Origin of the sequence: Corynebacterium uberis (genome assembly GCF_020616335.1) — a bacterium.
GTDB classification, from domain to species: Bacteria; Actinomycetota; Actinomycetes; order Mycobacteriales; family Mycobacteriaceae; genus Corynebacterium; species Corynebacterium uberis.
Genome location: NZ_CP085051.1, coordinates 1,060,810 through 1,079,682, shown reverse-complemented (window position 1 = coordinate 1,079,682; position 18,873 = coordinate 1,060,810). Strand labels below are relative to the sequence as shown.

Genomic DNA, 18,873 nt, shown 5'->3' with positions numbered 1-18,873 from the left:
CGCAGTCCAGGAAATCCAAGGGCGAAGGCCCTACGGTGGTCGCCATGTTGCCGGTCCACTTATTGCGTTACAACGTCTGGGTATGGATCTCAGACAAAGGTCTGACCCTGGCCCTGCTGTGCATCATCGCGGTGCTCATCCCCCGCATTGGCCGTTTTGCCATCGGGGTGGTCAACCGCCATATCGAGGAGTCCAACGATTCCCAGGATGGCAAGACCCGGCAGGCCATCACGGGGGTGGCCGTCTACATCATTCAGATGGTGGCCTATTTCCTGCTCCTGGTGGCCTTCTTAAGGGCGCTGGGGTTCTCCCTGACCGGCGCCGCGATCCCCGCCACCGTGGCCTCGGCCGCCATCGGCTTGGGCGCGCAATCCATCATCGCCGACTTCATGGCCGGCTTTTTCATTCTCACCGAAAAGCAGTACGGCATCGGGGACTGGGTGCGCTTTGAGGGCAACGGGGTTGAAGTAGAAGGCACCGTCATCCAGATCACCATGCGCGCGACCCGCATCCGCACGCTGGCCCAGGAGACGGTGACCATCCCCAACTCCACGGCGAAGGTGTGCGTGAACTCCTCAAACTACTGGTCGCGGGCGGTGGTGGTCATTCCGGTTCCGCTGCTGGGCTCGCGCAGTCCTGCCGACGCGATCGAGCGCTGCCGCGCCAGCGCCTCCCAGGCACTCCTCGACCCCGCCATCTCCACCGATATCCTCGGCCCGCTGGAAATCCACCCGGCCGTGGACGTCACCCCGCCGACCACGGTGGGCATGCCCTGGATGATGCAGATGCGGGTGATGGTTCAGGTAGAGCCCGGCAGCCAATGGCAGGTCGAGCGCGCCATCCGCACGGCCATCGTCGCCGAATTCTGGGAAGAGTATGGCTCCGCCCCCACGACCTCGGGCACGTTGCGGCGCACGCTTACCGACGCCGACTCCCCCGACGTCGCCGACACCCCCACCGAAGTGCTCACCCCGCCCACCAGCCCGCAGCTGCCCGCGCAGCCGGACGCCAGCCCCGCGGCCGCGCAGCCCGAGCCGGACGATTCCGCCGAGGGGGCGACGGGGGCGTCGATACGCACGAACAAGTCCGGCAAGCTGCACGGCGCGCTCAGCCTGGGCCACCGCTTCCGCCCCTCCACCACCCTGCTGGTGGCGGCCCTGGGCGTGCTGTTTTACCTCCAGCTGGCCACCGTCCAAGCCGACGATGACTGGCAGGGCGACGACGGCTGGCTCTCCCCCAACCGGCTGTTTCCCACCGTCTCAGAATCCACGTCCACCCCCACGCCCACGCCCACGCCGGAGCCCGCCATCACCACGCCGGCCGAGGAGCCCACCCCCAGCACCCCGCGGCCCAGCGCCACCCCCGAGCGCCCCGCCGAAGACAACGCCGGCACCACGCCCACCCCTACCCCAGAGCCGGAGGAAGAGGCGCACAGCCACACCCCCACCCCCAGCTCCAGCGCGACGCCAGAGGCCACCACGCAGGCACAATAGCGGGGCGATTCGGGACCCATGCGGGGTCCTGATTACTATGAACGACATGAATCCCCACGCCGAGCACCGGACGGTCTTCCGCCCCGAACGGATCCACCTGCTGGTAGTGGTGTTGATGGCCTGCATCATCGCCATTCCCTTCAGCCATGCTCCGTTGGTGCTTGCGTGGGCCTGGCTGCTGCCAGCGGCCTACCTGTGGTGGGTCTTAAGAGTGGCAACCACCGTCGATGATTCCGGGATCACCGCACGCTACGCACTCCGGGCGCCCGTGCACGTGAACTGGGAAGACATCGCCGGCATTGGATTCACAGGCGCCCGCGCATTCCTGCGCCGCACCACCACCGCCCAGGGCCGCGAACGCGTGGCCCTTCCCGCGGTAACCTTCAACGACCTGCCGGCGCTGTCCGAAGCGTCGCGGGGCCGCATCCCGGACGCGCTGACCGCCGGCCGGGAAGCCGCAGACGACATGATCACCATCGTGCGCCGCGACGGCAGCGAACGCCTTGTTACCCGCGAGGAATACGCCGCCATGAAGGACGAGCAGGACCAGTAGCGTTTCCCACGGACACCACCCCCGTCCGGGCCGCACCGGTTCCTTTCTTGACCCACCTGTGGGCAGTAGTCTACCCACCTTTAGCTAGGAGTTTCCCGTGATCGAGCTGCGATCCAAAGTCACCACCGTGGGGCGCAACGCCTCCGGGGCCCGCGCCCTGTGGCGGGCAACGGGCACCAAGGAGTCGGAGTTTGGCAAGCCGATTGTGGCCATCGTCAACTCCTACACCCAGTTTGTGCCCGGGCACGTCCACCTGAAAAACGTGGGCGACGTGGTCGCCGACGCCGTGCGCGCCGCCGGCGGCGTGCCCAAAGAATTCAACACCATCGCCGTGGACGACGGCATTGCCATGGGCCACGGCGGCATGCTCTACTCCCTGCCCAGCCGCGAGATCATCTCCGACTCCGTGGAGTACATGTGCAACGCCCACACCGCCGACGCCATGGTGTGCATCTCCAACTGCGACAAAATCACCCCCGGCATGCTCAACGCCGCCCTGCGGCTGAACATCCCCGCGATCTTCGTCTCCGGCGGCCCCATGGAAGCCGGCAAAGCCGTGGTGGTCGACGGCGTAGCCCACGCACCCACGGACCTGATCACCGCGATCACCGCCTCCGCCAACGATGCCGTCGATGAGGCCGGGCTGGGCACAATCGAGAACTTTGCCTGCCCGACCTGCGGCTCCTGCTCCGGCATGTTCACCGCCAACTCCATGAACTGCCTGACCGAGGCCCTGGGCCTGTCCCTGCCCGGAAACGGCACCACCCTGGCCACCCACACCGCCCGCCGCGCCCTGTTCGAGCGCGCCGGCAGCCTCATCGTTGACATGTGCCAGCGCTACTACGGCCAGGGCGACGACTCCGTGTTGCCCCGGTCCATTGCCACCCGGCACGCCTTTGCCAACGCCATGGCCCTGGACATGGCCATGGGCGGATCCACCAACACGGTCCTGCACATCCTGGCCGCCGCCCAAGAGGGCGAGGTGGACTTTGACCTCGCCGACATTGACGAGCTGTCCTACCGCATCCCCTGCCTAGCCAAGGTCTCCCCCAACTCCGACTACCACATCGAAGACGTCCACCGCGCCGGCGGCATCCCCGCCATCCTCGGCGAACTGCGCCGCGCCGGGCTGCTGAACAAGGACGTCCACACCGCCCTGTACGGATCCGTCGACGAGTGGCTCGACGACTGGGACGTGCGCGGCGGCAAGGCCATCGACGACGCCCGCGACCTCTTCCACGCCGCCCCCGGCGGGCGCCGCACCACCGAGGCGTTCTCCCAGTCCGCGCGCTGGGAAGAGCTGGACACCGACGCCGAACACGGCTGCATCCACGATGTGGCGCACGCCTACACCTCCGACGGCGGCCTGGTGATCCTGCGCGGCAACCTCGCCCCCGACGGCGCGGTGATCAAGTCCGCCGGCGTGGATGAGGAGCTATGGCACTTCAGCGGCCCGGCCCTGGTGGTGGAAAGCCAGGAGCAAGCGGTTTCGACGATCCTGGCCAAGAAGGTCAAGCCCGGCGACGTGGTGGTCATCCGCTACGAGGGCCCCTCCGGCGGGCCGGGCATGCAGGAGATGCTGCACCCGACGTCCTTCCTCAAGGGCGCCGGCCTGGGCAAGGTGTGCGCCCTGATTACGGACGGGCGCTTCTCCGGCGGCACCTCCGGACTGTCCATCGGGCACATGTCCCCGGAGGCCGCCCACGGCGGGCTGATCGGACTCATCCACGATGGCGATACCATCACCATTGACATCCACGAGCGCATCCTGCGCCTGGAGGTCCCTGATGAGGAAATCGCCCGGCGCCGCGCAGAGATGGAGTCCCGCGACAAGCCGTGGACGCCCGTGGGCCGCAACCGCACAGTGTCCAAGGCGCTGCGCGCCTACGCGGCCATGGCCACCTCAGCCGACAAGGGCGCGGTGCGCCAGGTGGATTAGCGCTAGGCGGCGTCGGACAGCGCCTTGAGCTGCGGCATGATCTTTTCTAAGACCCAGGCGCGGCTCCGGGAGCTGGGCACGTTGACCCCCTGCACCAGCTGCGCATCGCCGTAGACGGTGGTGTGGTGGGCCACCTGGGGCAGCTGGTCAAAACCGGACAGCGTGTGCATGTCCGCCTCGCTGCCGCTGACCGGGTAGATCACCATGAAGTCGGCGGCGAGCAGCTGAACCTGCTCCGGGGAGACGATCGCCCGCCCGGTCTTGATGTTCGGCAGGCCCAGCACGGATTCCGGCACCGTCATGCCGAGGTCATAGTAGAAGGAGTTGCCCGGCTCGGTGCGCTCGGCCACCACGCCCAGGCCCTTTTCCTTGATGTACTGGGCCACCACCCCGGTCTTGCCCTTGATTCCCGGCAGCGCGGCGGCGGCGTCGGCAAAGCGCTTCTTGTCGGCGGCCAGGACGGCCTGCGCCTCATCCTTTTTGTCATAGATGGTGCCCAGCGCCTCCAGCTGCTTGTCCCAGCCGATGTCCAAGCCGGTGGCGCCGATGCCGCCGAGGGTGGGAGCGATGTCCTTGAGCGCAGCGTAGTTGTCCTGGCTGATCCGCCAGAAGTCTCCGACGATGAAGTCGGGCTTTTCGGCGGCGATCTTTTCAATCGGCATCGTCCGGAAGTCCGGCATCTCCAGGACGGTCACGCCGTCGAGCTTGCCTTCGCGCCACGGCACGTCTTTATCAATGGGGGTATTGATTACCACGTCCGGGGTGATTCCCAGCTCCAGCAGGTTGTCCACGGAGGTGCCGGTGGCCACCACCTTGTGGGGTTTGACCGGGTAAGCGTCGGTCCCCCAGGCGTGCGTGATGGTCACGGTGGCCTGCTCGGATGCGGCGGAGTCCGTGTTTTCGCCAGACTGCGGGCTGCTACAACCGGCAAGCAGTAGCGCCCCGGCCAGCAGCGCTGCGGCGGAGCGACGCAGGGATGATGTAGGGATCATGATGCGGTGGTTCTCCTTCGGGGGGTGAAAAGGCGCGAGGCCCGGTCAGGCACCCTGGTGGGCAAGCTGCTTCAGCTGCGGGCGGATGGAATCGAGCACCCAGGCGCGGCTCAGCGAGCTGGGAATGTTGAGGCCCTGGACGGTGGAAAAGTCCGTAAAGACGGTGTGCTTGCCGGCGACTTGGCGCAGCTGATCGAATCCGGGCAGGGCGTGCATTTCCGCCTCGGTCCCGCTGGCGGGGAAGATCACCATGAAGTCCGCGTCAAGGAGGCTGACCTGCTCTGGCGAGATCATGGCCCGGCCCATCTGCACATTGGGCAGCGTGGCTACCTTTTCAGGGATGGTCATGCCCAGGTCGTAGAAGAAGGAATTGCCGGGCTCTTTTTCGTCCGCAATAACGCCGATTCCCTGGCCTTTGATGAACTGCGTGAGCACTGCTGTTTTGCCGCGCAATCCGGGCATGTCCGCGGCGGCGTCGCCGAATCGCTTCTCATCAGCGGCGAGGACGGCTGCGGCTTGGTCTTCCTTGCCGTAGATGGTTCCGAGCGCGGTGAGCTGGGGCTTCCACCCGGACTGCTCGCCGGTGGTGCCTATTCCTCCGAGCGTGGGGGCGATGTCTTTAAGAGCGTTGTAATTGTCTTGGGTGATGTGCCAGAAGTCGCCAACAATGAGGTCGGGCTTTTCTGCGGCGATCTTTTCTACCGGCAGGCTGCCGTAGTCGGCGGTTTCGATGATGTGGACGCCGTCGAGTTTGTCTATGAGCCAGGGGTTGTTTTTATCCATGGTGGACACGACCACTGCGGTGGGGGTAATGCCCAGTTCCAGGAGGTTGTCCACCGCGGTTCCGCTTGCCACCACGGTTGCGGGGTGGGTGGGGTATTCGTCGGTGCCCCACGCGTGGGTGATGGAGACGTGGTCGCCGTGCTGGTTGGCGGCGGGCGCACTCGAGGTGGTCTGCTGCGTCTCGGGTGTTCCTTGGCTGCATGCGCTGAGGACAGCAATGGAGGATAGTGCGGCGGCGGCGATCACGCGGCGTAGGTCAACCATGGTGTTGGGGCTCCTTGGGTGGTGGGCTGTTGTCTGACAATGCTAAGGATAGGGTACTGTGCCCTTAGCTAACCTAATGGACATCAGATTACATCTTTAGGATCAGACTGCCGATGAACAATCCCCGTCCCCTCGGGTATCTTGCGGGCATCCTGCTGGTGGCCCTGGCGCTGATCGCCGTGGCCAGCCTGTGCCTGGGCTCGCGCAGCATGTCTCCTGCACAGCTTATCGACGCCGCCGGCCCCGCCCTGCGCGCCATCCGCAGCGGGTCCACCGGGGGTTCCGATGGGGAGATCATCGCGCACCTGCGCCTGCCCCGGACGCTGACGGCGCTCAGCGTCGGCGCGGCTTTGGGGGTTGCCGGGGTGATTATCCAGACCGTGACCCACAATCCCTTGAGCGATCCGGGCATCCTGGGTATCTCCGCCGGGGCGGCGCTGGCGATCGTCACCGCCACCACCGTGGCCGGTCCCCTGTCCGCCACCGTGACGGCGCTGCTGGCCTTAGTCGGAGCGGGTGGCGCCTGCGCCCTGGTGTTTGGCATCACGGCCCTGGGCCGCAGCATCAACCCCTTGACCCTCATCCTGGCCGGGGCGGCGCTGACTGCCCTGTTGTCCTCCTTGAGCGCGGGCCTGGTGCTGCGCGACGCCTTTGCCTTAGACAAGCTGCGCTTCTGGACCATCGGTTCCGTCGCGGGCGCAGACATGCGTACTGCGGTGCTGACCGCCATCGTTTTGACCATTGCCGTGGCTGGCGCCTGCGCGCTCTCCCCCACGCTCAACCTCTTGGCCTTAGGCGATGCTGTGGCTTCTGGTCTGGGCACTTCCGTGGGCGCCGCGCGCCTGGGCGCCCTCGGACTTGTGGCGGTACTCGCCGGGGTGTCCACCGCGGCGGCCGGCCCGATCGCCTTTTTGGCCCTGGTGGTCCCCCACCTGCTGCGTCCGCTGTGTGGCTCGGACCACCGGGCCTTGGTGCCGCTGAGCGCCGTGGGCGGGGCCTGCCTGTTGACTAGCGCGGACATCGTTGGCCGCCTGGTCATCCCCCACGGTGAGGTTGAGGTGGGCGTGGTGCTCGCCCTGGTTGGCGCCCCGCTGTTTATGTGGGTGGTCCGCCGGAGGGTGGTCAGCCCCGCATGAGCATGATGTCCCGACGCGCCCGCGGTCACTGGGCCACCGTATCCCTCCTGCTCATCGCCGCCGCGGCGGGGCTGGCGGGGCTGTGCTTGGGCGACTACCCCATCAGCCTCCAGGGCGTGGTGGACGTGGCGCTGGGCCACGGCAGCCGCCTGGATACCACCGTGGTGCTGGGGACCCGGGCCCCGCGCACCTGTGGTGCGCTGCTCGTCGGAGCGTGCCTGGGGCTCGCCGGCGCGCTGACCCAGACGCTGGCGCGCAACCCGCTGGCCAGCCCGGACGTGCTGGGCATTACCCACGGCGCCTCGGCCGCGGCGGTGACCGTCATCGTGGTGGGCCCGCTGCTCGGGTTGAACGCCGGGTCCTCCGCTGTGGCCACCGCGGCGTTGGTGGGCGCAGGGGTGGTCATGGCGGTGGTGTGGCTGTTGTCGTGGCGCCGGGGTATCGATCCGCTGCGCCTTGTCCTCATGGGTGTGGCCATGTCCGCGCTGCTCAATGGGTGGACGCTGTACCTGATTTCTGCCGCGGACCTCAACCGGGCGGCGGAGGCGAAGGTGTGGGTGTCTGGATCCCTGTCCGCAATGACCTGGCAGGTCATGGGCGCCGCGGCAGGGGCACTGCTGGTGGTGGCTGCGTTGGGGCGCTGGCTGGCGTTTGAGCTTCGGGCTTTGCACCTGGGGTCCCGCGTTGCCGCCGGCTTAGGCGCCCCAGTCGCGCTGGTTCAGGCCTGCGTCCTGGGTAGCGCGGTGGCGCTGTCGGCCGGCGCGGTTGCCGCGGCGGGTCCGGTGGGCTTTGTCGCCTTTGTCGCCCCGCACATTACCGCCCGGGTGGCGGCCAGCCCGGTGGCGTCCCTGCCCGGGGCGGCAGCGGCGGGCGCGGCACTGCTCACGGCCGCTGATCTGGTGGCACGTTTGGCGCTGAGCTGGGAGGTTCCGGTGGGTCTGGTGACCTCGGCCATCGGCGCCCCGGTGTTGATCTACTTGGTTATCAAGCAGGCAAGGAAGGAATCATGAGCACTCAGGGCGCAGCCGCGGCCGCTTCAGTGACGGTCTCCGGGCTCCGGGCCGGCTATGGCTCCCGCATCATCCTCGACGGAGTTGATCTTCAGGTGCCGGGGGCGCAGGTGACCACGATCATCGGCCCGAATGGGTGCGGTAAGTCGACGTTGCTGTCCGCTATGAACCGCACCCTGCCGAGCACGGGTGCCATCCGGGTGGGCGACACGGACGTGACGGCGATCTCGCGGCGCGCGCTTGCTCGGATGGTGGGGTCCCTGCCGCAGTCGCCGGTGTGCCCGGAGGGCATTGTGGTTGCAGATCTGGTGGAGCGCGGCCGCCACCCGCACCAGTCCTGGATCCGCCAGTGGTCGCGGGACCACGCCGCCGAGGTGTCCCGGGCGTTGGAGATGACCGGGATTACCGGACTCGCCCAGCGCCGGGTTGATGAGCTCTCCGGCGGGCAGCGCCAGCGCGTCTGGATCTCCATGGTCCTAGCCCAAGACACCCCGGTGTTGCTCCTCGATGAGCCCACCACCTTCTTGGACCTCTCCCAGGCGATCTCCGTGCTGCGCCTCGTCCGCCGCCTCCAGGAGCAGCAGGGGCGCACCGTGGTCATGGTTCTCCACGATCTCAACCTGGCGATTCGTTACTCGCACAACCTGGTGATCATGAAGGACGGCCGGATCGTAACCACGGGCCGCCCCGAGGACGTGATCACCCAAGAGATGCTGGCGGACGTCTTTGACTTGGACGCCGTGATCGCCAGCGATCCGGTTTCCGCGGGGCCCCTCGTGGTTCCGCGCTGATGCTAAAATACCGCTTCATCATGCCCACATACCTGCGCGCAAGCGCCCCCCGCCCGCGGTCAGCGGCCTCTCATCCCGCATATTTGTTGATCACCCTGGTCGGTTTGGCCATCGGGGTCTCTACCACTGTGGCGCATATCGCGGCCACGGATCTGCCGGTTGACATGGCCATTTATCGGGAGGGCGTGTGGGCATTCTTCGATGGCCGGGAGGTCTATGGGCAGCGCATGCGCGCCGGGGATGCGGAGCTGCCCTTCATTTATCCGCCCTTCGGGGCCCTCGCCCTGGCGCCCTTCTCCTGGAAGGCACTGACCCACGACGACGCCGGCAACGCCATGATCCTGCTTTCCGACGCCCTCCTCCTCCTGTGCATCTTCCTAGTCCTGCGCCAAGTCATCACCGCTCAAGAATGGCTCGCGCCGCTGACCACCATCAGCTGGGCGGCGGCCTTGCACTTCCGGCCAGTGGTGATCAATGACAACTTCGCCCAGATCAACGTGGTCATCATGACCCTGGTGGTCCTGGACCTTATCCCCCGCCGCAGGCGGCTGCCGCAGGGCTGGCTCATTGGTCTTGCCGCCGCCATCAAGGTCACGCCGCTGGCCATGCTCCTGTTTTTTGTTGTCGGCCCCGGCCCCTGGCGCCAGCGTCTGCGCCCCGTGGTCACGGCGATCGTCACGGCGGTGGTGGCCACCGCGGCGTCGGCAAGCGTGCGCTGGGACATGACCAAGGAGTACTTCGGGTCCACGCTGCTGGGGATGGGCTCCGGGTCCGAGCTTGCTGTCGATGACACCTATACCTCCAACAGCTCGCTGAAGGCCATGATCATGCGCTCCATGCCCACGCGGGGCGACCTGGAGACCCATCAGCTGCTGGTTTCAGTGCTCTGGCTGGTGTGCTCCCTGCTGGTCATCGCCCTCGGGGCGTGGATTATGTACCGGCTGCGCCACACCCAGCGGGACACGCAGGCCTGGCTCGTCGGCGCGGTGGTCATGCTGCTGATCTCGCCGGTGTCATGGTCGCATCACTGGGTGTGGCTCGCGCTGCTGCTACCCGTGGCCTGGTGGCATGCCTGCCAGCACCCGCAGCGCACGTTCCTGGTGGTATGCACCGTGCTGTGGACCACCATGGTGCTCACCAGCCCCCCGAAGTGGTGGTTCGGCGACGGCATTGACTTCGACTCGCTGGACTACTGGCAGCGCTTCCTCGTCTCAGACTTCGTCTGGGTGGCGCTTGCCACCCTCATCGGCCTGGCCTGGCAGCTGCGACTAATGCAGCGGGTTAACGCCGGCGCCGAAGACCCAGGCGGCGACGAATCCGGCGATGCCCAGGACCACGAAAACCCAGGCGCTAGCCAGCGGGCGGCGCGCCCAACTGCGTGAGAAGTCGAAGGAATACAGGCCCGGGCCCGTGAACTGGAGAGCAACCGAGGCCCCGAAGAGCACGATCGGCAGCCACACGGCCTCCGTGTAGTCGAAAACGTTGAGCCCCACCCCGGCAGCGGCGATGGCGTGGACGGCTCCCCACCCCGTAACCACCGTGGCCACGGCGGCAAACAGCGGCGTGATCAGACCCAGGACCAAAAACACTCCCGCGGCCAGCTGCGCGGAGGGAACGGCGATGGCCAGCGCCGCAGGGTAAGAGTAAGACGCGGCGGCGAAATCCTGCTCCATCTGGACAATGCCCGGGGTGTGACCCAGTTGGAAAAACACGGCCAGGGAGTGGATGACCAGCCACAGCCCGGCGACGAGGCGCACGATGAGCAGGCCCAGGTCCGTCGTTCCCCGGCCAGCCGGCTCGGCCGCCGCCACGGGTGCAGGCTCGCTTTCTGTCAGGGGTTCCGCAGCTGCCGGCGCGGCTGTGGTGCCGGCTGCGGTGACGTCTGTGGTCACATCTGCGGCGAAGTCCGTGGTGAAATCTGTGGGCGCCTCCCAGGCGCGGGTGGGCGCATCAGAGGCCAGGGGCGCGGAATGATCCTCCGGTAGGTAGGTTGGCGCCGGATCCTGCACCGCTGCCTGGCCGGCGCTGGTGGGGGTGTCCGGTTCCTTGGGTAGGTCTGCAGCCGCGAATGTGGCGGAAGCTTCAGCAGCCGTGGCGGCCTGGCCGGGCACGATGGCGCGGGGGGCGGCGCGCCCGGCGCGGCGGTAGATGCTGTCCGTGGCAGCGCTATAGGTGGGCACGTCGAGGTCATCGGCCCCAGCAACGGCGCGGTCAGGGCGGTCGATTCGGTGGCTATCGTTCATAGTGCGTTAGGGTAGGCCATTGCGCGGAGGCGACGTCGGAGCCGCGCCGCGAGTATGCTTTTTGTTGATGAGTACACAAGATTCTGACACCACAGCAACCACTGGCCCCGCGCACAACGCCTCCCCAGACGGAGAGTTCGTCCGCGACACCGCCTACATCGCCGACCGCTTCGATGCTTCCCTGCCCGCCGGGTCCGCACCCGTTTCCAACCCGGACGATGACACCTTGCGCTGGCCGGTCGAGGCCGGGCGCTACCGGGTCATCGCCGCGCGGGCGTGCCCCTGGGCCCACCGGGTCGTCATCACCCGCCGCCTCCTCGGCCTGGAAAACGCCCTGTCCCTCGGCTTGGCCGGACCCACCCATGACGTGCGGTCCTGGCGCTTCGACCTGGACCCCGACGGCGTGGACCCAGTGTTGAAGATCCCCCGCCTCCAGGACGCGTACTTTGCTCGCTTCCCGGACTACCCGCGCGGCATCACCGTGCCCGCCATCGTGGAGATCGCCTCCGGCAAGGTAGTGACCAATGACTTCCCCACCATCCCGGTGGACTTCCTGGAACAGTGGACCGACTTCCAGCGCGACGGCGCCCCGGACCTCTACCCCGCCGAGCTGCGCGCGGAGATGGACAAGCTGACCCGGCGCGTCTACACGGAGGTCAACAACGGGGTCTACCGCTGCGGCTTCGCCGGTTCCCAGCAGGCCTACGAGGAGGCTTACCAGCGCCTCTGGACGGCGCTGGACTGGCTGGAGGAGCGCCTGAGCACGCAGCGCTACCTCATGGGCGACCACATCACCTTCGCTGACATCTTCCTTTACACCACGCTCGTGCGCTTCGATCCGGTCTACTACGCGCACTTCAAGTGCTCGCGCAACAAGATCACGGAGATGCCGGCGCTGTGGGGATACCTGCGCGACCTATACCAAACGCCGGGGTTTGGAGACACCACGGACTTCACGGAGATCAAGCAGCACTATTACATCGTCCATGAAGAGGTCAACCCCACCGGAATCGTGCCGGTGGGCCCGGACATGACCGGGCTGCTCAGTGAGCACGGGCGGGAGCGACTGGGCGGCAGCCCCTTCGCCCCGGGGGCGAGCGCGCCGGGGCCGGTGGCTCCGGGCGAGCAGGTGCGCAACCCGCTCCAGCCTGCCTAGCTCCAGCCGACCACAGGCCGAGCAGGCCGAGCAGGCCTAACGCAGGACGGCAGCGGCGTCAACGACCGCGGCGGTGAGATCCTCCAGCAGGGGCGATTCCAGTCGCCACCGCTGCCAATAGAGCCGGACTTGGAGGACGCGATCGTCCAGCAGGACGACGTCGCGGGCGCGCAGCAGCGGCTCGGCCTGGAAGTCCGGGAGCAGCGCCCAGCCGAGCCCCACCCGGGCGGCCTCCACGAAGGCTTCTGTTGACGGGATGTAGTTCATGCGGCGCCGCCGGGGCACGTCCGGGGCTAGCCGGCCTTCCAGGTCCATGTTTTTCAGCCCGTCGCGGGGCCCGAAGCCCAGGGCGGGCATGTGGGCCCAGTCGATGCCCTCGGCGGTGGAGTAGGTGCTGCGCAGCTGGGGGGTGGCTACCGCGACGTAGTGCATGTCGCCGAGCTCCACGACGTCGCAACCGGACACGGGTGCTTCCTCGCGGGTGACGGCACCGAGGACGTCGCCGCGGCGCAGCAGCGCCAGGGTGTGGGCCTCGTCTTCGCGGCGCAGTTGCAGCGCGGCGTTGCCCCACTGGGCAACCTTGGCCAGCACGGGCAGGAACCAGGTGGACAGAGAGTCCGCGTTGACGGCGATGGCCAGCGGGACGCGTTCGACCCTGCTGCGCAGCCGCGCGTTGGTTTCCGCCTGCACCAGCTCCATCTTGCGCGCGGCTTGGGCAAGGATCTCCCCCGCGTGGGTGACGGTGACCGGGTTAGTGCGCCGCAGCACCACGCGGCCGACGTCTTTTTCTAGGGCTTTGACGCGCTGGGAGACCGCCGAGGGGCTGATGCCCAAGATCGCGGCGGCGCCTTCGAAGCTGCCTTCGTCGAGGATGGTCAGCAGGGTATGCAGATGCACCGGGTTCACGCAGGTCAGCTTACCTTTGTTATAAAAATGTTGCGTTGGTCACCCCGCCGGGTCAGAGTTTTGCCAGCGACCTCGCACAATGCCTAGTCAGGCGGTGTGAATGAAGCACTACTTCACCAGGTTAAGACTCCATATATTTACTTCATATCGCCCTGGACGCAGACTGATGCCATGTCAATCGTCGTCGCTGGTTTCCTGCTGGGTATCTCCCTCATCGTGGCCATGGGCCCGCAGAACATCCTGCTGATCAAGCAGGGTATCCGCCGCGAGGCCGTCACCGCCGTGGTCCTCGTGTGCCTGATCTCTGACATCTTCCTCTACATCGGCGGTGTGTTAGGCGTGGGCGCCCTGACCGACACCCTGCCCCAGGCGCTGACTGTCCTGCGCTGGGTCGGCGTTGCCTACCTGTCCTGGTTTGCCTACACGTCCTTCCGCGATGCGTTGCGCCCGCCGCGCGACAACGTCACCGTCATCAGCGACGAGGCCCCGCGTATCGACGCCCCCTCTCCCACCGACTCCTGGCCCGAGTCCAGCACCGGCGGCACCGACAGCACCGGCGGCACGGCGCTGAAGACGCGCACCCGGCGCCGCCTGCACATGCCCACCCCACAGCGCGCCTGGGTCAAGCCGGCCATCACGGCCGTGATCCTCACCTGGCTCAACCCGGGCGCCTACCTGGACTCCCTGGTGATGATCGGCGGCATTGCCAACCAGTACGGCGACGCCGGTCGCTGGGCCTTCGTCGCCGGCACCTACATGGCCAGCATCGTGTGGTTCTGCGGCGTGGGCTACGGGGCCGGACTGCTGCACCGACCCCTGTCCAGCCCGCGCGTGTGGCGGGTGCTCAACGTGGTCTTCGGGGTGATCCTGGTCAGCCTCGCCGCCAAGCTGATCCTGCTCTAGCCTTGCGCTACCGCCGCTAGCTTTCGCGGCGCTTGGAGTCCGTGGCTGCGGCCCAGATGTTGATGCCTGCGTCGGAGGCGGCGGCGTCGATAAGCGCCAACTCCTCGGCGTCGAAGTGCAGGTTGTCCAGGGCCTTGAGGTTGGAGTCCAGCTGGGCGATCGAGGAGGCGCCGGTCACGGTGGAGGTGACGGTCAGCTCGCCGTAGTCGCCCTGCTCGCGCAGCACCCAGGCCAGCGCCATCTGGGCGAGCGTCTGGCCGCGGTTGGCGGCAATCTCGCTCAGGCGGCGCACCATCGCCAGGTTCGCCTCGCTGAGCATGTCCTCCGAGAGCGACTTGTGGGCCGCGGCGCGCGAATCCGCCGGCACGCCGTCGAGGTATTTATCCGTGAGCAGGCCCTGGGCCAAGGGGGAAAACGCGATGACCCCCAGCCCGGCCTCCGCGGCGGCCTCCAGCAGGGACTGGCCATCCTCGCCTTCTTCTTCCACCCAGCGGTTCAAAATGGAATAGCTCGGCTGGTGGATGAGCAGCGGGCAGCCCTCGTCTGCCATGAACTCGGCGGCCTGCGCGGTCAGCTCCGGACCGTAGGAAGAAATCCCCACGTAAAGCGCCTTTCCGGAGGCCACGATGTCCCGCAGGGCGTACATCGTCTCCTCCAGCGGCGTATCCGGATCCGGGCGGTGGTGATAGAAAATGTCCACATAGTCAACCCCCAGGGATGCCAGGGAGCGATCCAGCGAACTGACCAGGTACTTGCGCGACCCGCCAAACCCGTAGGGGCCCTCGTGCATGTACCAGCCGGCCTTGGAGGAGATGATCAGCTCATCGCGGTGGGCGGACAGGTCCTCGCGCAGGATGCGCCCGAAGTTCTTCTCCGCCGAGCCGTTGGGCGGCCCATAGTTGTTGGCCAGGTCAAAGTGGGTGATCCCGCGGTCGAAGGCGCCGCGGATGATCTCGCGCTGGGTCTCCAGCGGCTTATCATCGCCAAAGTTGTGCCACAGCCCCAGCGACAGCGGCGGAAGCTGGAGGCCGGAATGACCAACCCGGCGGAAGGTCGCATTCTCATAGCGATCCTGCGCCGGGTAGTACGGAAGAGTATGAGTAGCCATGCCCCCACTCTAGGGGCGCATCACCCGACCGCGCCGGTGTGCAACCGTAGACCTGCGCAGTAGCGCAGCGCCACCTACCCCGGCGAGCACGATGGCACACCCCAGCCCGATCTGCGCGCACATCATGGGCACCCCGGAGGTACTCACCCCGCCGGAGGCGGAATACTCTGCATAGATCGCCCGGCCAAACAGCAGCCCCACACCCGTGCCGGCGAGCACGGACAGCAGCAGCGGGCCTAAGGTTTCCCACAGGGAGACCCAGTCCATAAACGCCCGCGGGGCACCGATGCGGTGCAGCGACTCATTCAACCGCTGCGACTCAAACACGCCTGAGGCCTGGGTAAGAAATGTAGCCACCCCGGCGACCAAGAACGTGCCAATAACCACCAGCAGCCCGCCGGTGACCAGGTCATTGAGCAGCGGGATGTCCTCGGCGCGGGAATCGTGACGCAATTGTTCAAACGGCACCGAGCCTAAGAACCCCACGACGATGCCCACCACGGACAGCACGGAGACGCGCCGCCAGGCCGGGCGCGGGTCAGTGCTCACCCGGCGCATCGCCGTCGCCCACGCCGTGCCCGGAAGGTGGGCCGCCAGGCGCGCGCAGAACTGCAGCAGGTAGGGCACCGCCAGGTTGATGGCTTGGACCACCAGCAGCAGGATCAGCGCCGCAACCCCCACTCCCTTGTAGTTGGACATCTGGCCTGTCATGGGCACGAGTACCACCGCTGCGACCAGCATGAGCACCAGCACCACCACCCGCCAGGCGCGCATCGCCTTCGGCGGGGTGCGCCGCGCCACGCCCAGCGGGGTGATGGACACGCGCGCCAGGCCCCGGACGGTGGCCGCCGCCACGATGAGGAGCAACACCAGGGGCACGGCCAGATACCCCCACCAGGGCAGCAGGAACTCGTGCGGGCGCACCGGGGTGTCCTGGAAGCTCAGCCCGGCCCACGCCGGAGCGGTGATCACGGACAGTGCCGTTCCCAGCGCCACGCCCACGCCGGCCTGGGCCAGCGTTTCTGCCAGCGCGATGCCAATGACCCGGGCGCGCGAGGCACCCACCAGGCGCAGCACCGCCAGGCGTTCCTCACGCCCGGAGGCACCCAGCACGGCCGTAGCGGAGGTGAGGCTGAAGATCGCTGGGATGAGCAGCGCGCAGCCCCACAGAGCCAACCACACATACATGCCCAATTGCATGTCGCTGAACTGCGGGTCCAGCATGATCGGAGACAGGTAACTGGGTTTGTCCGTCCAGCGGTGGACAAACATCCACGTCCCACCGGCAACCGTCATGGTTAGCCAGCCCACGACGGTAAAGGCGGCCACCGCGATGACCCCGAGCGTTCCGGAGCCGGTGCGCGCCCGCACGGAGGCGGCGGCGAGCTGGCCGGCAAGAGCAAGATCGGTGCGCATGTCAGGCCTCCTGCCCGGCTGCGGCGGAGTCGTGGTGGACAATGCCGTCGCGGATTTCTACCAGCCGATCGCACCACCCGGCGACGTTGCGGTCATGGGTGACCATCACCAGGGTGCCGCCGGTGGCATGCAGCACGGTGGTCAGCAGCTGCATGACCTCGTGCCCGGTGGCCTGGTCCAGTGCTCCGGTGGGCTCATCAGCAAAGATGATCGCCGGGTTGCCGGCAATCGCCCGGGCGACCGCCACGCGCTGCATCTGCCCGCCGGACAGCTGCCCGGGCCGGCGGGTGGCCAGCTCCCCCAAGCCCAGCTTGTCCAGCGCCTCCTGGGCCTTGCGCCGGGCCAGCCCGCGGCGGGTGCCGTCCAGCTGCAGCGGCAGGGCCACATTTTCTACGGCGGAAAGCTCCGGGATGAGCTGGCCATCTTGGAAGACAAAGCCCAGGTTGCGCAGCCGGGACCGGGAGCGCTGCGCGTCCGGCAGCGCGCTGATTTCCTGCTCACCCAGCCACACGCGCCCGGACGTGGGCACCAGGATGCCGGACAGGCAGTGCAGGAGGGTAGATTTACCGGAACCGGAGGGCCCCATCACGGCGACGAGCTCGCCTTGCTCGATGCGCAGGCTCACCCCTCCGAGTACGGGTCCGGAACCGTAGTCCTTGGTGATATCTTCGGCCACCAACGGGCCGCCTGTTGCAGTTACTGTTGCTGTCATGTCTTCCATTTCACCCTGTGTGCAGCGCGTTTCCAGTGGCGCTGCCCGGAGTCTTTTAGGTAGAGGCAGCTCTACCACCGCTACCATGGTCCCATGACGCTCTCCTCCCGCCGCCGGGCCCGCAGCCGCAGCGCCGAGACCGCCACCGCGGCCCGCATCGCGGAGCTGACCCGCTCACGGCGCGCCGTCGCCGAGGCCTATGAACGCGAGCGCCGCCGCATTGAACGCGATCTTCACGACGGCGCCCAGCAGTACTTCGTCGCCGCCTCCCTCCACCTGGGCCAGGCGCTGCTGCGCCCCGATGCGGATCCCGCCGTCGCCACGGCCGCGGATCTCATCGCCCAGGGCTTGGCCGCGCTGCGCCACACCGTCCACGGCATCATGCCCCGCGAATTGGAAGACCTTGGCCTGGTCGCCGCCATCGAGGACATCGCCGACGGCCTGACCAGCCCCGTCACCGTGTGCTGCCCGAACCCCCTGCCGCTTCTCGACGCCCCCGTCCTCGCCGCGGGCTACTTCTTCACCGCCGAAGCGCTCACCAACGCCGCGCGCCACGCGCCGGGGCAACCCATCAGCGTGCTCGTCACCGCGGATCATGCCCTGCGCATCTCCGTGGTGGACGCCGGTCCTGGCGGTGCCACGTTGACTCCCGGCGGAGGGCTCGAAGGCATGGCGCAACGGCTGGCCGCCTTCGGCGGGCGCCTGTCACTGTCCTCGCCTGCCGGCGGGCCGACTAAGGTCAGCGGGGAGATTCCCCTCCTGTTGGAGCGCGGCACGAGCGGCATTGGAGGTGTGGCATGAGGATCATCCTTGCCGATGACGCGGTACTCATCCGCGAGGGCCTGGCCGGTCTACTGGCCAGCCAGGGCCACGAGGTGGTGGCCCAATTCTCTGACGCCCCCTCCCTCACGGAGGCGCTCACCACGGGCCCCGACTGCGCCGCCGACCTGCTCATCACCGACGTGCGCATGCCTCCCGGCATGGCCGACGACGGCCTGTCCGCGGCCCTTGAGGTACGCGCCGCCCAGCCGCACCTGCCCATCCTGGTGCTGTCCCAATACGTCGCCCCCGCCTACGCGCGCACCCTGTTTTCCTCCCCCAGCGCGGCCGGAACCGGCTACCTGCTCAAAGAGCGCGTCACCGACGTGCGCGAGTTCTTATCCTCGGTGGACATGGTCGCCGGCGGCGGGGTGGTCATTGACCCCACGGTGGCCTCCGCGCTGGTGCGCGCGAGCAGCGGCGTGGAAACGCTCACCGCCCGGGAGATGGAGGTGCTGGGCCTGATGGCCCGCGGGGCCTCAAACGCAGAGATCGCCGCGGCGCTGGTGGTCACCGCGGCTGCGGTGTCCAAGCACGTCTCGGCGATCTTTCTCAAGCTGGGCCTGCCGCCGCACGTGGACAACAGGCGGGTGCGCGCCGTGCTGCACTACCTGTCCATCACGGGCGGCACCCAGGCTACATAGCCACC

At 67.6% G+C, this 18,873-nt stretch carries 18 protein-coding genes; 11 read left to right on the top strand and 7 right to left on the bottom strand.

Going from position 1 to position 18,873, the window contains the following annotated elements:
• Positions 1-44: 44 nt before the first annotated feature.
• The 3 genes from LH390_RS11560 to ilvD all read left to right on the top strand — a co-directional run bounded on the left by LH390_RS11560 (position 45) and on the right by ilvD (position 3,985).
• Complete coding sequence (locus LH390_RS11560; RefSeq protein ID WP_269961640.1) at positions 45-1,493, top strand: mechanosensitive ion channel family protein; 1,449 nt, start codon at positions 45-47, stop codon at positions 1,491-1,493.
• 46 nt (positions 1,494-1,539) lie between these two features.
• On the top strand, positions 1,540-2,046 hold the full coding sequence (locus tag LH390_RS05035; protein WP_227282325.1) for a PH domain-containing protein: 507 nt from the start codon (positions 1,540-1,542) through the stop codon (positions 2,044-2,046).
• A 97-nt stretch (positions 2,047-2,143) separates the two neighbouring features.
• On the top strand, positions 2,144-3,985 hold the full coding sequence (ilvD, locus tag LH390_RS05030; protein WP_227282326.1) for a dihydroxy-acid dehydratase: 1,842 nt from the start codon (positions 2,144-2,146) through the stop codon (positions 3,983-3,985).
• Between the two features lie 2 nt (positions 3,986-3,987).
• On the opposite strand, the gene LH390_RS05025 is transcribed toward ilvD, so the two are convergent.
• Positions 3,988-4,977, bottom strand: coding sequence for an ABC transporter substrate-binding protein (locus tag LH390_RS05025; protein WP_227282327.1), 990 nt, complete (start codon positions 4,975-4,977; stop codon positions 3,988-3,990).
• A gap of 45 nt (positions 4,978-5,022) precedes the next feature.
• Positions 5,023-6,024 carry an ABC transporter substrate-binding protein gene (locus LH390_RS05020; RefSeq protein WP_227324389.1) on the bottom strand — a complete coding sequence of 334 codons (1,002 nt, stop codon included), beginning with the start codon at positions 6,022-6,024 and terminating at the stop codon, positions 5,023-5,025.
• 113 nt (positions 6,025-6,137) lie between these two features.
• Between LH390_RS05020 and LH390_RS05015 the strand changes: the two genes are divergently transcribed.
• The 4 genes from LH390_RS05015 (at position 6,138) to LH390_RS05000 (ending at position 10,343) form a co-directional block, all read left to right on the top strand.
• Positions 6,138-7,160 (top strand): FecCD family ABC transporter permease, encoded by a 1,023-nt coding sequence (locus LH390_RS05015; RefSeq protein ID WP_227282329.1) that lies wholly within the window; start codon positions 6,138-6,140, stop codon positions 7,158-7,160.
• Positions 7,157-8,170, top strand: a complete 1,014-nt coding sequence (locus LH390_RS05010) for a FecCD family ABC transporter permease (protein ID WP_227324388.1) — start codon at positions 7,157-7,159, stop codon at positions 8,168-8,170. Before LH390_RS05015 ends, LH390_RS05010 begins: the two co-directional genes overlap by 4 nt.
• Positions 8,167-8,961, top strand: coding sequence for an ABC transporter ATP-binding protein (locus LH390_RS05005; protein ID WP_227324387.1), 795 nt, complete (start codon positions 8,167-8,169; stop codon positions 8,959-8,961). The genes LH390_RS05010 and LH390_RS05005 overlap by 4 nt, the downstream gene beginning before the upstream one ends.
• 86 nt (positions 8,962-9,047) lie before the next feature.
• On the top strand, positions 9,048-10,343 hold the full coding sequence (locus tag LH390_RS05000; RefSeq protein ID WP_227337395.1) for a glycosyltransferase family 87 protein: 1,296 nt from the start codon (positions 9,048-9,050) through the stop codon (positions 10,341-10,343).
• Here LH390_RS05000 and LH390_RS04995 read toward each other — a convergent pair.
• Positions 10,230-11,204 (bottom strand): DoxX family protein, encoded by a 975-nt coding sequence (locus LH390_RS04995; RefSeq protein WP_227282333.1) that lies wholly within the window; start codon positions 11,202-11,204, stop codon positions 10,230-10,232. The two genes, LH390_RS05000 and LH390_RS04995, sit on opposite strands and share 114 nt — an antisense overlap.
• A gap of 67 nt (positions 11,205-11,271) precedes the next feature.
• Between LH390_RS04995 and LH390_RS04990 the strand changes: the two genes are divergently transcribed.
• A complete protein-coding gene (locus LH390_RS04990) occupies positions 11,272-12,360 on the top strand; it encodes a glutathione S-transferase C-terminal domain-containing protein (RefSeq protein WP_227282334.1) in 1,089 nt (362 codons plus the stop codon).
• A gap of 36 nt (positions 12,361-12,396) precedes the next feature.
• Here the strand turns inward: LH390_RS04990 and LH390_RS04985 are convergent, their stop codons facing one another.
• Complete coding sequence (locus tag LH390_RS04985) at positions 12,397-13,266, bottom strand: ArgP/LysG family DNA-binding transcriptional regulator (protein WP_227282335.1); 870 nt, start codon at positions 13,264-13,266, stop codon at positions 12,397-12,399.
• A 171-nt stretch (positions 13,267-13,437) separates the two neighbouring features.
• Between LH390_RS04985 and LH390_RS04980 the strand changes: the two genes are divergently transcribed.
• Positions 13,438-14,169, top strand: coding sequence for a LysE/ArgO family amino acid transporter (locus tag LH390_RS04980; RefSeq protein WP_227282336.1), 732 nt, complete (start codon positions 13,438-13,440; stop codon positions 14,167-14,169).
• Positions 14,170-14,185: 16 nt separating this feature from the next.
• Here LH390_RS04980 and mgrA read toward each other — a convergent pair whose 3' ends face one another.
• From mgrA to LH390_RS04965, 3 genes are read right to left on the bottom strand one after another with little or no spacing between them, the layout of a single operon-like run.
• A complete protein-coding gene (gene mgrA / locus LH390_RS04975; protein ID WP_227282337.1) occupies positions 14,186-15,277 on the bottom strand; it encodes an L-glyceraldehyde 3-phosphate reductase in 1,092 nt (363 codons plus the stop codon).
• A 9-nt stretch (positions 15,278-15,286) separates the two neighbouring features.
• A complete protein-coding gene (locus tag LH390_RS04970) occupies positions 15,287-16,693 on the bottom strand; it encodes an FtsX-like permease family protein (RefSeq protein WP_227282338.1) in 1,407 nt (468 codons plus the stop codon).
• 1 nt (position 16,694) lies between these two features.
• Positions 16,695-17,414, bottom strand: coding sequence for an ABC transporter ATP-binding protein (locus LH390_RS04965; protein WP_227282339.1), 720 nt, complete (start codon positions 17,412-17,414; stop codon positions 16,695-16,697).
• Between the two features lie 84 nt (positions 17,415-17,498).
• Between LH390_RS04965 and LH390_RS04960 the strand changes: the two genes are divergently transcribed.
• Both LH390_RS04960 and LH390_RS04955 read left to right on the top strand, forming a co-directional pair.
• Positions 17,499-18,206 (top strand): sensor histidine kinase, encoded by a 708-nt coding sequence (locus tag LH390_RS04960; RefSeq protein ID WP_227324383.1) that lies wholly within the window; start codon positions 17,499-17,501, stop codon positions 18,204-18,206.
• Positions 18,203-18,868 carry a response regulator transcription factor gene (locus LH390_RS04955; RefSeq protein ID WP_227282341.1) on the top strand — a complete coding sequence of 222 codons (666 nt, stop codon included), beginning with the start codon at positions 18,203-18,205 and terminating at the stop codon, positions 18,866-18,868. The genes LH390_RS04960 and LH390_RS04955 overlap by 4 nt, the downstream gene beginning before the upstream one ends.
• The last annotated feature ends 5 nt before the right edge of the window (positions 18,869-18,873 follow it).